Origin of the sequence: Lysobacter sp. ESA13C, assembly GCF_019970005.1 — a bacterium.
Taxonomy (GTDB): Bacteria; Pseudomonadota; Gammaproteobacteria; order Xanthomonadales; family Xanthomonadaceae; genus Lysobacter; species Lysobacter antibioticus_B.
The window spans coordinates 178,490-190,819 of the sequence record NZ_JAHXYK010000004.1; the positions used below are offsets into that span (position 1 = coordinate 178,490).

A 12,330-nucleotide genomic window follows, 5' to 3' on the forward strand; every position below is an offset into this window, starting at 1 on the left:
CCGGAGCGAACGCATGGACGCGCCCGCCGACGATGAGCTTGCACCGACCCGGGCGGCGCCCGTCGCCTGGGATTTGTCGCCGCGGTGGCAGAGGTTCTTCGGCAAGTTGAACACTCTGCTGACCGTGCTGACCTGGTGCGGCTTCGTTGTGCTCTTGGTCAATACGGATGCCCAGTACAACCGGTATGGCCCCCTTTTGCTGATCGCCACGGTCGTGCCGGTGCTATGGCTCACGCTGGCGATTCACGAAGGCGGACATTGGTTGTCTGCGCATCTGTTCGGCATGACCACGGTGCGGGTGATCGTCGGTTCTCTGGAGATCCAGCCGAGGCGGCGCGGCCTGCGTCTTCGCCGCCGTCCCTGTACCGGTAACAGCAGTATTCGCGGTTTGGTCGAGGCGTACGCCCAACCTGGGTGCGATCCACGTCGAGCACTGCTTGTGCAGGCACTCGGTGGCCCGCTCGCGAATCTGCTAATGGCGGGCGCCGGCCTGGCGATCGCGTTCGGTTCTGAATCCCCGACTTCCCAGAAGCTTTGGGAACTGTTCGCCTTCCTGAATCTTTCGACAGGCTTGAGCAATCTGTTACCGCGAGCGACTGATGGATCCGCCAACGACGGCCTGCTTTTTCTGCAGGCCTGGCGCAACCGTCACGAGCAACTGGCCGGTGCGGCCTCCTATGAGATCCATAGGTGGCTTTTGCATAGCGAACCACACGAACAACTGCCCGAAGAGTTGTTGGGGCGTTTGATCGCGGAACCAGAGCCGGTGCCGCTGGTCCACGATTGGTTCTGCTTCCAACACGCGCTGCAACGTGGTGGGGCAGAGACAGCGAGGCGGTTGTTGGCGCAGATGCAGGCGCGTTTCGACACTTACGACGAAACATTGCAGGCGCAGAACTTCGCCGCGATGGAGTTGTGCAAGATCGAGGGGCGCTATCTGCAGGCCTGGACCGAGCGCGATGCCGCGATCATCGACTTGGTCGATCCGCGCACGCCGGTGCTCTGGTACGTGCCGCATGTGCTGCCGCGCCTGCGTGCCTTGGCCGCGGCCTTGCGCGGCGACCGGGAGACGGCTCGCAAGCAACTGGTCGTGTCGCGCCGGTACGCCGAAGGCGCGATCGAGCCCAGGCTGCGGGCCCATGAGGCGCGTCTGCGCCGAGAGATCGAAGCCTTGATCGACGCCGGTCCCGGTTCGCTGCATAAGGATCGTGAGACAGTGGCGTCGGCATGAAAAACCGCATCGCAACGACCTCGTCTTCGCATCGAAACCCGTGGCTCGCAGCGATCGCGCTGTCGGCAGCGCTGGCGATCGCCGGCAGTTATCTGGCGCCGTGGCTGCACTATGTATTCAAGCCGCTGACCACGCTGTTGATCGTGGCGATGCTGCTGCGTCGCGGCGGCGAGGGGGAGCCCGAAGTCGACGCAGGTACCGGCTACCGGCGCGCGATCCTGATCGGCCTGCTGTTGTCGACCCTGGGCGACGTGTTCCTGATGTTGCCGGGCGACTGGTTCGTGTTCGGGCTCGGCAGTTTTCTGTGCGCCCATATCGCGTACCTGATCGGCCTGACCCGGCGCGCGCCCTGGTTCGCCGCGGTCTGGCCGTTTCCGGCGTATGCCGCGCTGGCCGCGGCGGTGCTGTCGGTGCTATGGCCGCATCTGCCGGGGGAACTGCGGGTCCCGGTGATCGTCTACGTGGTGGTGCTCGCGGCGATGGCGGCGCAGGCCGCCGCGGCATGGCGCCACCGCGCCTCGCGGGCGACCGCCTTGGCTGCCTTGGGCGGGGCGTTCTTCGTCGCCTCCGACGCGACCCTGGCGATCGACCGCTTCGCCGCGCCGTTCGCGGCCGCCTCGGCCGTGGTGTTGGCGACCTATTGGATCGCGCAGACTCTGATCGCGCTGTCGGTTCGCCGCGGCTGATCGCGCTTTGATGCTCTATCGCCCCGTAACCGGACCTGGGCCCGGGAATCGGTTTACTAAAGCCAGGGCGCGTGCTAAATCGCTGCGCATGGTCCGTCTGGAGTCCGTCATGCTTACAGGATGTAATCGCGCCGCCGCGGCGTTGCTGACCTTATTGTTGTGTTCCTGCGCTTCGGCCGGGGTGCGTTTCGATGGCCAGTGGAGCTATCAGCAAAGCTGCGGCTGGAACCACACCGCCAATCTGGACCTGGCCGGTTCGGGCCAGTCCTATACCGGCAGCTGGGACGACGGCACCCGCGTCGGCGGCGACAGCGGCAAGCTCAAGGGCGAGCTGCGCGACGACAAGTTGTTCCTGCAGTTCTGCAGCGACACCGGCACGCCAGCCTGCCCGAGCTATGGCGAGGCTTCGGCCTATCTCGTGCGCGATAAGGCGACGGTGGTCTGGTACCGGAAGTTCGGCAGCGACTACAAACCCTATCTGACCTTGCACGAAGCCAAGGCCGGGCAGAAGGTGCCGACCGACGACCAGTGCGCCGACGACGAAGCCAAAGACGACGAACCCAAAGACAACTGAGCCGCGGACGATGGGGTCCGCACAGAAGGGTCCGAACAGACAGCGAAGCCGCGGGCGCTCCGGCCCGTGTCGCAGCAAGGAGGCTAGACCATGAACCAACCCGCACAGAACGACGCCGCGGCGACACCGCCTGCGGCCCCGCCGCCGCGCGTCATGACCGACGACGAACGCCGCGCGATCGCCTATTTCGCCATCGGCGTGGGCTCCGAGGGCAGCGTCGGCGGCCGCGACGTCTCCAATCACCTGTCCTTCGCCGGCAACACCGTCAACGGGGTGATGCAGCCGGTCGGCAACAGCGGCTATTCGATCGGCACCTTGCAGACCGACCTGGGCCAGCATCCCGAAGTGGTGCCGTCGCTGGTCGACGCCTATCAGGGCTGGGCCCGCGCGAATCATCCCGACCGCGTGCTCAGCGCCGCCGAACGCACCCAGACCATCGCCGACCTCGGCCGCAACGGCAACACCATCACCGCCCAGGGCGGGCGCGCGATGGACGCGCGCATCGAAGGCAATCTCAACGAATTCCTGCGCTCCGACGCCGGCGTCACCTACATCCACAACCGCGACGTCGCCCAGGCCAACGAACTGGTCAGCGGCGTCATGGCCCAGGTCAGCCAGACCGCGCTGTACCGCAATTCCACGCCCGACGACCAAGTGCGCCTGACTACGATGGTGGCCAAGGTCGAGAACCAGAGCGGCACGCGCTGGACCCCGGCCTTGTTGCGCGACATGAACAACGGCACCCATAACAGCGTCGCCGACGTCAGCGGCGCGGTCGACCGCCTGTTGCCGAGGACCAGCGGCGACCGCGACTACATGGAGACCGGCCGCGACGCCGCGCTGCAGGGCGCGGAAGTGATGATTGCGCTGCGCAACGCCGACTCGCGCAGCCCGCTGCACCAGACCTGGCAGGACGTGATGGCCAATCCCCTGGTCAATCCCCGCCAGACCGGTCAGGACGCGGCGCGTCCGCATCTCGCCGCCGAGTACGACACCGCCAAGAATTTGTTCCTGCAGAAGGTCGAGGCGCCGGCCTTGATCCACGCGCTCGACCAGGGCGGCGCCTATGCCTATGGCCGTCCGCAGCAGGAAGGCCAGGGCCGGGCAGGGCGTCCGACCGCAGGCCTGTACGCGTCCGGCAACGACTTCGTGGTCTGGAACCGCGACGGCAGCGGTCATTCCAATATCGGTGGCGTGTGGGCCGATGTCGATCGCAACGAGCTTTCGCGGGTGCGCAATCGCGACGGCACCACCGACCTCAGCCAGACCCACAACGGCGCCACCACGCGCCTGCTGCACGTCGATCCGCATGCGCCGGTGCTGCGCACCACGCCGGATCCGGCGCTGCAGCCGGCCGCTCAGCAACCGGCGACGCAGCCGCAGCCGCCTGGCGCGCAGACCCCGGCCACCCAGACGCCGGGCGTGCAGGTGCCGGAGGTCCCGCCGCAGGCGACCCAGCCGCATGCGAACGCGAGCGGACGTGCCGGGCCGGAAGACCCCTTGGTGCAACAAGCGCGGGCCCAGGTCAATCAGCTCGACGCGCGGCTCGGGCGCACCCCGGACCAAACCAGCGAATGCATGATCTTCAGCGTCGCCTGCCTGGCCCGCCAGAACGGTTTCGAGCGCATCGACGGCGTGTTCCTGAGCCAGCAGACCGAGACCCAGCGCGCCGGGCAGAACGTGTTCGTGGTGCAGGGCGCGGCCAACGACCCGGCCAGCCTGCGCGCGCACATGCCGACCGCCGATGCGACCAATACGCCGGTGCAGGATTCGCAGCAGCGCCTGAGCCAGCTCGGCCCGCAGCAGGCGGCGCAACACGAGCAGCAACACCAGACCCAGCAGCAGGCGCTGCCGCCGCACGCGCGGGGCATGTAATAAGCCCCGCTGCATCGCACCGCCGTCGCCTGGTGCGACGGCGGTGCGCTTACTGCGGTTTCGCGGCCTCGGGCGCCGCCTTCGCGTCGGAGGAGACCGCGTCGCGGGCTTTATTCCACCAGCCGCCGGCGACTTCGCGGGCCTTGCCGGCGCCGTCCTTGACCGAATCGTTCAAGGGCTTCCAGGCCTGCTCTTCGGCGAAGCGCGTGGTGGTGCGCAGCACGTCCGGCCCTTCTTGCTTGACCGCTTCCCAAGTCAGCACCGCGATCAGGCGCGGCATGAAGACGAAGGAATCGACGTCGCCGCCCTTGGCTTCGACCTTGGCGATGAAACGCGCGAGTTCCTTGCGCACCGGCTCGGGTGCGCTCGGGTCCTGGCTCATGCGCTTGAGCGTGACCAGACCGTCGCGGGTGCGGCCTTCCTGGAACGCCAGGCCGGCGCGCGGCAGCTCGCTCATCCACGGCTGCTTCAACAGCTGCCCGAGCGCATCGATATGCACCTGGGCGCGGTCCCAGCGCTTCTCGCTCACCGCCAGATAAGTCAGGGCGGCATGCAAGGTGATCACGTGCGCGACCGGCGGTTGATCCGCGCCGGGCGCCTGCGGCGCGGTCCAGACTTTGTCGCTCTCGGCCTGGGCCAGTTGCGGCCATTCCAGTCGCTGGAACACCACCGAACGCAGCGAGTTCGCGGCGACGCGATCGAAGCTGCCGCACTTGCGCGCCTCGACGATGTCGCTTTCGGCCAAGGCGATCGTGCTCTTGTCGGCGACCAGTGCGCCGTAGGCAAGCAGCACGTGCATGGCGCAGTAGTCGGCCTCGTCGAACTCGACCGGCGGCGTCTTGCCGCTCCATTCCATGCCTTTTCGGTAGGCGCCGATCGCGCCCGGCAAGCCGCTCTCGGACAGGCGCCGATATTGGGTGTAGGCCAGGCCGTCGCGCAGTTCGAGCAACTGCTCGTTCTCGCTCTTGCTGCTGCAGGCGGCGAGGGCGGCGATCAACAACAGGCAGGCCGCCCGGCGCAGGGCCGGGCGTTGATGAAATGACATGATTCCCCTCCTTGGGTGAGGTTTGCGAAGTCGCAGCGATTCAGTCGTTGCGTCGGGCCAGGGCTTCGCCCAGGCGCACCGCGGTTTCCGCGCCGAGGCCGTCGGCCAGGTTCGCCACGCCCGGCGGCAACAGCACGATCACGGTCGAACCGTAGTTGAAGCGGGCCATTTCGGCGAAACGTTCGAGCGCGATGCCCTTGCCGCGGTAGTCCTTGTGTTGGACGCGATCGCCGTAGCGGGGGATCTCGACTCCGCTCCAGACCGTTTCCACGCCCGAGACCAACAGCGCGCCGACCATGACCATCGCCATCGGCCCGAAGTCGGTGTCGAAGTGGCAGACCAGGCGCTCGTTGCGCGCGAACAGACGCGGCACGTTGCGCACCGCGTCCGGGCCGACGCTGAACAAGCGGCCCGGCACGTGCACGGTTTCGCGCAGGGTGCCGGCCCAGGGCATGTGCACGCGGTGATAGTCCTTCGGCGACAGATAGACCGTGGCGAACACGCCATCGCGGAACGGCGCGGCCGCGGCTTCGTCGCCGCCGAGCAGCTCGGTCGCGGTGAACGACTGGCCCTTGGCCTGGAAGATTTCGCCGGCGCGGATCGGCCCGCACTGGCTGATGCGGCCGTCGGCCGGCATCAACAAGCTGCGCGGGTCGGCCTCGGGCACGCGCGCGCCGGGCTTCAGCGCGCGGGTGAAGAAAGCGTTGAAGGTCGGATAGGCCTGCGCATCGGGCTCAGCGGCTTCGCCGAGATTCACGCCGAACTTGCGCGTGACCGTATCGATCAGCCACTGCTTGACGCGCGGGTTGGAGGAATAGGCCAGCGAGCGCGCGATCGAGGACAGCGCGCGGTGCGGCAGGGCATAGGTCAGGGTGGTGACGAGACTCACGGGGTCTTGGCTTCGGTCAGTGCGGCAAGGTCGGCGGCGATGGCGTTCGGGTCCAGCGGCGGTCGGATCAGGCCGGCCATGCGGCCCTGCGGATCGAGCACGGCCATGCTGGCGCTGTGGTCCATCGTGTACTGGTCGGCGGGCGCGCCGTCGGGCGCCGGCACCTTGCCGAACACCATGCCGAGCGACTTGGTGAAGGTTTCCAGCGCCGGGATGTCGGCGGTCGCCGCCAGGGTGTCTTTGTGGAAGCCGTGCGCGTACTCGCCGATGCGGTCGGGCGGGTCGCGCTCGGGGTCGACCGAGACGAACAACACCCGCGGACGGGTGGATTCGGGAATCGAGTCCCATTGCTTCTGCGCCACCGACAGCTCGGCCAGGGTGGTCGGGCAGACGTCGGGGCAATGGGTGAAGCCGAGGAAGACCAGGGTCCAGTGGCCCTTGAGTTCGCCGGGAATGAGCTGGGTGCCGTCGGACTGGCGCAGCGAAAACGCCGGCAGGGTGCGCGGCGGCTCGAACAGGCGCACCGCCTTGGTCTGCGGCCAGGGCGAAGGACGGGCGCTGCCGAAGTACTGCCTGGACGCCCACAGGCCGGCTGCGGCGGCGAGCGCGGCGACCAGGACGATGGCGGTGGTGCGATTGAACATGGCGATTCCGTTTGTTGCGCCGGGGCATGATACCGGGCGCGGAGGCGGGCGCTTGTTTGGTGTGACGGATCGAGGGGCGGGCCGGGAGCGAAAAGCAAATCCCCCCTGCCCCCCTTTTTCAAAGGGGGGGACTCGTCTGGAGGATTCGTAAGGAAACTGGGAGCACGTCCAGGCTCGGCCCCTCCAACAGGCCCGGCCGAAACCGCCCCGAAGGGCTTCCCCCCTTTGAAAAAGGGGGGCAGGGGGGATTTGCTCTTGCCGTCCCCCAAGCCCGAATCCACCTCACCCGCTATACTGCGCGCCTTGTTTTGCCCTGGACCCGCCGTGCCCGCTTCCGCCTCCTTCGAACAGCTGACCCTCGTCGACCTGATCCGCTACGGCGCCAGCCGCTTCGGCGCGGCCGGGCTGACCTTCGGCCACAGCTACGACAACGCGCTCGACGAGGCCACCCAGTTGGTCCTGCACGCGCTGCACCTGCCGCACGACCTGAGCCCGGTGTACGGCGCCGGCCGCGTGACCGGCGAAGAAAAGGCCAAGGTGCTGGAACTGTTCGAGCGCCGCGTCAACGAGCGCATCCCGGCCGCCTACCTGACCGGCGAGGCCTGGTTCGCGGGCCTGAGTTTCAAGAGCGACCGCCGCGCCCTGGTGCCGCGTTCGCCGATCGCCGAATTAATCGAGTCGGGCTTCGAGCCCTGGCTCGGCGGCCGCGAGGTCGAGCGCGCGCTCGACCTGTGCACCGGTTCGGGCTGCATCGCCATCGCCACCGCGCATTACCACCCGGAGTGGCAGGTGGTCGGCGCCGATATCAACGACGACGCGCTGTCGCTGGCCACCGAGAACAAGGCCCGCCTGCACGCCGATAACCTCGAGCTGCGCAAGTCCGATCTGTTCAAGGGGCTGCAGGGCGAGGTCTTCGATCTGATCGTGACCAATCCGCCCTACGTCACCAACGACGAAACCGACGCGCTGCCGAAGGAATACTCCTACGAACCCGAGCTCGGCCTGCGTGCCGGTGACGACGGCCTGGACCTGGCGCTGAAGATCCTGCGCGACGCGCCCGATCACCTCAGCGAGCACGGCCTGCTGATCTGCGAAGTCGGCGAGGCCGAACGCGCCCTCGTCGAGCTGCTGCCGCAACTGCCGCTGGCCTGGGTCGAGTTCAAGGTCGGCCAGATGGGCATCTTCGTGGCCGAACGCCACGACCTCGTCGAACACCACGACGAAATCAAACGACTCGCCGACGCGCGCGGTTGAGCGTGCGTCGGCGGCCGGTGGCGGGCGACGCGACGCGTCCCCGCAGCGCCTGAACGCTGATCCAGCACGCGCCAGGCGCCAGACCGACCGGAATCCGCAAGCGCCCCGCGGCGTCTGGGTTCGTGCACGCGCGCGGATACTCCGGCGTAGGGTCGCCGACCACCTCGTCGCATTGGGCTTCGCTCATCGTTGCAGCGGAAACCTGCGCCGTCGGCTATGGTGGACGACGTAGGTCGCGATGGTAGTTCGCGCGAGATCGGTGTCTACGGCACACTCCACATCGTCGGTTTTCCCTCACATTCGCGGGAATTCGAGATGAGGCGCGAGTCGCAGGCGATGCGTGTCGCCGTCGCATGCCCGCGCGGTCGGCCGGCATAGAATCCGCTGTCCTCGATCGCCGTCGCCCTGCGATTCGTGAAGCCGCGCGTCACCGCTGCGTCATACCATCGGCGTAGGCAGGTGGCTGCGTTCGGCGCGCATCGCGATGGCGTCGGCGCAGGACGCACCCCTGCCGCCGCGCATCGGCACGGGCGCTTCGCGCAAGCGACGCTCGCACCGACTCCGCGCACCCCCCACGCCGGACGAGACCGGCACGCATCAGGACTTCGATCAGTGGCCAGCAACAGCTTTGGAAAGCTTTTCACGGTGACGACCTTCGGCGAAAGCCACGGTCCGGCGATCGGTTGCGTGATCGACGGCTGCCCTCCGGGCCTGGAAATCGCGCCGGAGGAATTCCGCCGGGACCTCGACCGCCGCGCCACCGGGCGCACCCGCCACACTTCGCAGCGCCAGGAAAGCGACGACATCGAAATCCTCAGCGGCGTCTACCAGGGCCGCACCACCGGCACGCCGATCGCCCTGGTCATCCGCAACACCGATGCCCGCAGCAAGGACTACGGCTCGATCGCCGAGCAGTTCCGCCCCGGCCACGCCGACTACACCTATTGGCAGAAGTACGGCCTGCGCGATCCGCGCGGCGGCGGGCGTTCGTCGGCGCGCGAGACCACCATGCGCGTCGCTGCCGGCGTGATCGCCAAGAAGTGGCTGGCCGAGCGCTACGGCGTCAGCGTGCGCGGTTTCATGTCGCAGATCGGAGAAATCGTGCCGAACGCCTACGACCTGTCTGCGGTGGAAGAGAACCCGTTCTTCTGGCCCGCCGCCGACCAGGTCGGCGAGCTGGAGACCTACATGGACGCGCTGCGCAAGTCCGGCGACTCGGTCGGCGCGCGCGTCGACGTGATCGCCGACGGCCTGCCGCCGGGCTGGGGCGAGCCGATCTACGGCAAGCTCGACGGCGACCTCGCCGCCGCCCTGATGAGCATCAACGCGGTCAAGGGCGTGGAGATCGGCGACGGCTTCGCGGTCGTCGCGTCCAAGGGCAGCGAGCATCGCGACGAGCTGTCGCGCTCCGGCTTCGCCAGCAACCATGCCGGCGGCATCCTCGGCGGCATCAGCACCGGCCAGCAGTTGCGCTGTTCGACCGCGTTCAAGCCGACCTCGAGCCTGCGCCTGCCGGTGCGCAGCGTCGACATCCACGGCAACGAAGTCGAAGTGATCACCACCGGTCGTCACGACCCCTGCGTCGGCATCCGCGCCACCCCGATCTGCGAGGCCATGGTCGCGCTGGTGCTGGTCGACCAGGCCCTGCGCCACCGCGCCCAGTGCGGCGACGTCGGTGTGGTCAGCCCGCGCATCCCGGCCCAATTGGAGCTCGATGCCGATGCCTGAGCGGCCGCGGGTCTGGGTTTCGCAACCGTTGTTCGACGACGTCGTCGCGCGCCTGCGCGAGCACTTCGACGTCGTCGCGACCGCGCGCGTGACCCAGCACGGCCCCGAGGCGATCGCCGCGGCGCTGCGCGAGGCCGACGGCGCCCTGGTCACGCTGAACGACCCGATCGGTGCGGCGCAGGTCGCCGGCGCCGCCCGCCTGCGCGCGATCGCCAACGTCGGGGTGGGCTACAACAACCTCGACCTGCCGGCGCTGAGCGCGGCCGGCATCCTCGTCACCAATACGCCCGACGTGTTGACCGAAACCACCGCCGACTTCGGCTGGGCCTTGATGATGGCCGCCGCGCGGCGGATCAGCGAGGCCGAGCACTGGCTGCGCGAAGGTCATTGGCGGCAGTGGAGTTTCGATTCGCTGCTCGGCGGCGATGTGCACGGCACGACCCTGGGCATCCTCGGCATGGGCCGCATCGGCCAGGCCATCGCGCGCCGCGCCGCCGGCTTCCGCATGCGCGTGCTCTACCACAACCGCAGCCGTCTGTTGGAAGCGGTCGAACGCGAGTCGGCCGCGACCTACGTCGGTTTCGAGGAACTGCTGACACGCGCCGACCACCTGGTCCTGGTGCTGCCGTACTCGCCGCAGTCGCATCATCTGATCGACGCCGCCGCGCTGGCGCGGATGCAGCCGCACGCGACCCTGACCAACATCGCCCGCGGCGGCATCGTCGACGAAGACGCGCTCGCCGATGCCCTCGAACACGGGCGCCTGGCCGCGGCCGGTCTGGACGTGTTCGAGGGCGAGCCGGCGCTCAATCCGCGCCTGCTCGCGCTGCGCAACGTCGTGCTGACCCCGCATATCGCCAGCGGCAGCCTCGCCACCCGGCGTGCCATGGTCGCGCTGGCGGTGGACAATCTGATCGCGGCGCTGGGCCACGGGCCCGACGCCGGCCGGCCGCCGTCGCCCGTGAACGCCGCGCAGCTCGCCCACCGAGCTGAGGCCCGCCACGCCGACGCCGGCGGCCGCACAATGGGCGCACAGGGCGCGCCATGAAGGCGCAGCCCGCGGCCAAGCTTTTCCGGCGCCTCGCGCGCCGACCCGAGCAACATCCGCCGGAAATGGGTCCGGCGGCTCCCACAAGTCAGGTAAATAGGAACAGATGAACGCCAAGACGTCCTGCAATGTCGCTGTCGTCGGTGCCACCGGCGCAGTCGGTGAAACCATGCTGAAGGTGCTGGCCGAGCGCAAATTCCCGATCGGTCAGTTGCATGTGTTGGCGAGCGAACGCTCGGCGGGCGAGAAAATCCAGTTCGACGGCAAAACCATCGTGGTCCAGGACCTGGCGAAATTCGATCCGAGCGGCGTCGATATCGCGCTGTTCTCGGCCGGCGGTTCGGTGTCCAAGGAATATGCGCCGAAGTTCGCCGCGGCCGGCGCGGTGGTGATCGACAACTCGTCCGCGTTCCGTTACCAGGACGACGTGCCGCTGGTGGTCAGCGAAGTCAATCCGGAAGCGGCCAAGCATCGCCCGCTCGGCATCATCGCCAATCCGAACTGCTCGACCATGCAGTTGATGGTCGCGTTGGCGCCGATCCACCGCAAGGCGAAGCTCGAACGCATCAACATCGCCACCTACCAGTCGGTGTCCGGCACCGGCAAGCGCGCGATGGAAGAGCTCGGCAAGCAGACCGCGGCGCTGTTGAACTTCCAGGAAGCCAAGGCCGAGGTCTATCCGGTGCAGATCGCCTTCAACGTGATCCCGCACGGCGGCGACTTCACCGACAACGGCTACACCACCGAAGAGATGAAGCTGGTCTGGGAGACCCGCAAGATCCTCGGCGACGACAGCATCGGCGTGAACGCGACGGTGGTGCGGGTGCCGGTGTTCTACGGCCACTCCGAGGCGGTGCACATCGAGACCCGCGACAAGCTCAGCGCCGTCGATGCGCGCGCACTGCTCGAGCAGGCGCCGGGCCTGGTGGTGGTCGACGACCCGGTCGGCGGCGGATATCCGACGCCGGTCACGCACGCTTCGGGACAAGATCCGGTTTTCGTCGGCCGCATCCGCGACGACATCTCGCATCCGCGCGGTCTGTCGCTGTGGGTGGTGTCCGACAACATCCGCAAGGGCGCGGCGACCAATGCCGTGCAACTGGCGGAATTGGTCTGGAACGAAGGCTGAGCCCCGCAGCGCACGGATCGAAGTACGGATCGGGCCCTGCGGGGCCCGATTTTTTTGCGCAATGCGTTTATGTCCAGACCGGGCCGTGGGCCGGTTTCGCCGGAATGAGCCGGGCTGCTGGCGTCGACCGGCCGATGTGGTGCACTCTGCGCAGACACGGGTCGACGGCGGTGCGCCAGGCATCGGGCCGAATCGGTTCAGGCGGTCGGATGCCGATCGAACGCCGA

11 protein-coding genes are annotated in these 12,330 nt (G+C 68.1%); 8 read left to right on the forward strand and 3 right to left on the reverse strand.

Translation table 11 applies throughout. The features are described from left to right. Window positions 1-13: 13 nt before the first annotated feature. The 4 genes from LC490_RS09745 to LC490_RS09760 all read left to right on the forward strand — a co-directional run bounded on the left by LC490_RS09745 (window position 14) and on the right by LC490_RS09760 (window position 4,366). On the forward strand, window positions 14-1,231 hold the full coding sequence (locus LC490_RS09745; RefSeq protein ID WP_223620071.1) for a M50 family metallopeptidase: 1,218 nt from the start codon (window positions 14-16) through the stop codon (window positions 1,229-1,231). Further along, the gene (locus tag LC490_RS09750; RefSeq protein ID WP_051884517.1) at window positions 1,228-1,917 is read left to right on the forward strand and encodes a lysoplasmalogenase; all 690 of its coding nucleotides are present in this window, start codon (window positions 1,228-1,230) and stop codon (window positions 1,915-1,917) included. The genes LC490_RS09745 and LC490_RS09750 overlap by 4 nt, the downstream gene beginning before the upstream one ends. A 109-nt stretch (window positions 1,918-2,026) precedes the next feature. Beyond that, entirely contained in the window at window positions 2,027-2,491 is a 465-nt protein-coding gene (locus LC490_RS09755) for a hypothetical protein (protein ID WP_152566101.1), read from the forward strand. 90 nt (window positions 2,492-2,581) lie between these two features. Beyond that, a complete protein-coding gene (locus tag LC490_RS09760) occupies window positions 2,582-4,366 on the forward strand; it encodes an XVIPCD domain-containing protein (protein ID WP_223620072.1) in 1,785 nt (594 codons plus the stop codon). Window positions 4,367-4,415: 49 nt separating this feature from the next. On the opposite strand, the gene LC490_RS09765 is transcribed toward LC490_RS09760, so the two are convergent. Genes LC490_RS09765 through LC490_RS09775 form a run of 3 tightly spaced genes read right to left on the reverse strand, consistent with a single transcriptional unit; the run spans window position 4,416 to window position 6,944 of the window. Beyond that, the gene (locus LC490_RS09765) at window positions 4,416-5,411 is read right to left on the reverse strand and encodes a hypothetical protein (RefSeq protein ID WP_223620073.1); all 996 of its coding nucleotides are present in this window, start codon (window positions 5,409-5,411) and stop codon (window positions 4,416-4,418) included. 40 nt (window positions 5,412-5,451) lie between these two features. Then, a complete protein-coding gene (asd, locus tag LC490_RS09770) occupies window positions 5,452-6,300 on the reverse strand; it encodes an archaetidylserine decarboxylase (protein ID WP_223620074.1) in 849 nt (282 codons plus the stop codon). Continuing rightward, window positions 6,297-6,944, reverse strand: a complete 648-nt coding sequence (locus LC490_RS09775; RefSeq protein ID WP_031370899.1) for an SCO family protein — start codon at window positions 6,942-6,944, stop codon at window positions 6,297-6,299. Before LC490_RS09775 ends, asd begins: the two co-directional genes overlap by 4 nt. Before the next feature lie 324 nt (window positions 6,945-7,268). Here LC490_RS09775 and prmB point away from each other — a divergent pair, with 324 nt between their 5' ends. The 4 genes from prmB to LC490_RS09795 all read left to right on the forward strand — a co-directional run bounded on the left by prmB (window position 7,269) and on the right by LC490_RS09795 (window position 12,103). Beyond that, complete coding sequence (prmB, locus tag LC490_RS09780) at window positions 7,269-8,198, forward strand: 50S ribosomal protein L3 N(5)-glutamine methyltransferase (protein WP_223620075.1); 930 nt, start codon at window positions 7,269-7,271, stop codon at window positions 8,196-8,198. Window positions 8,199-8,810: 612 nt separating this feature from the next. Then, window positions 8,811-9,926, forward strand: coding sequence for a chorismate synthase (gene aroC / locus LC490_RS09785; RefSeq protein ID WP_031370897.1), 1,116 nt, complete (start codon window positions 8,811-8,813; stop codon window positions 9,924-9,926). Further along, window positions 9,913-10,974 carry a D-glycerate dehydrogenase gene (locus LC490_RS09790; RefSeq protein ID WP_223620076.1) on the forward strand — a complete coding sequence of 354 codons (1,062 nt, stop codon included), beginning with the start codon at window positions 9,913-9,915 and terminating at the stop codon, window positions 10,972-10,974. Before aroC ends, LC490_RS09790 begins: the two co-directional genes overlap by 14 nt. 106 nt (window positions 10,975-11,080) lie before the next feature. Beyond that, window positions 11,081-12,103, forward strand: a complete 1,023-nt coding sequence (locus LC490_RS09795; protein ID WP_223620077.1) for an aspartate-semialdehyde dehydrogenase — start codon at window positions 11,081-11,083, stop codon at window positions 12,101-12,103. Window positions 12,104-12,330: the final 227 nt, after the last annotated feature.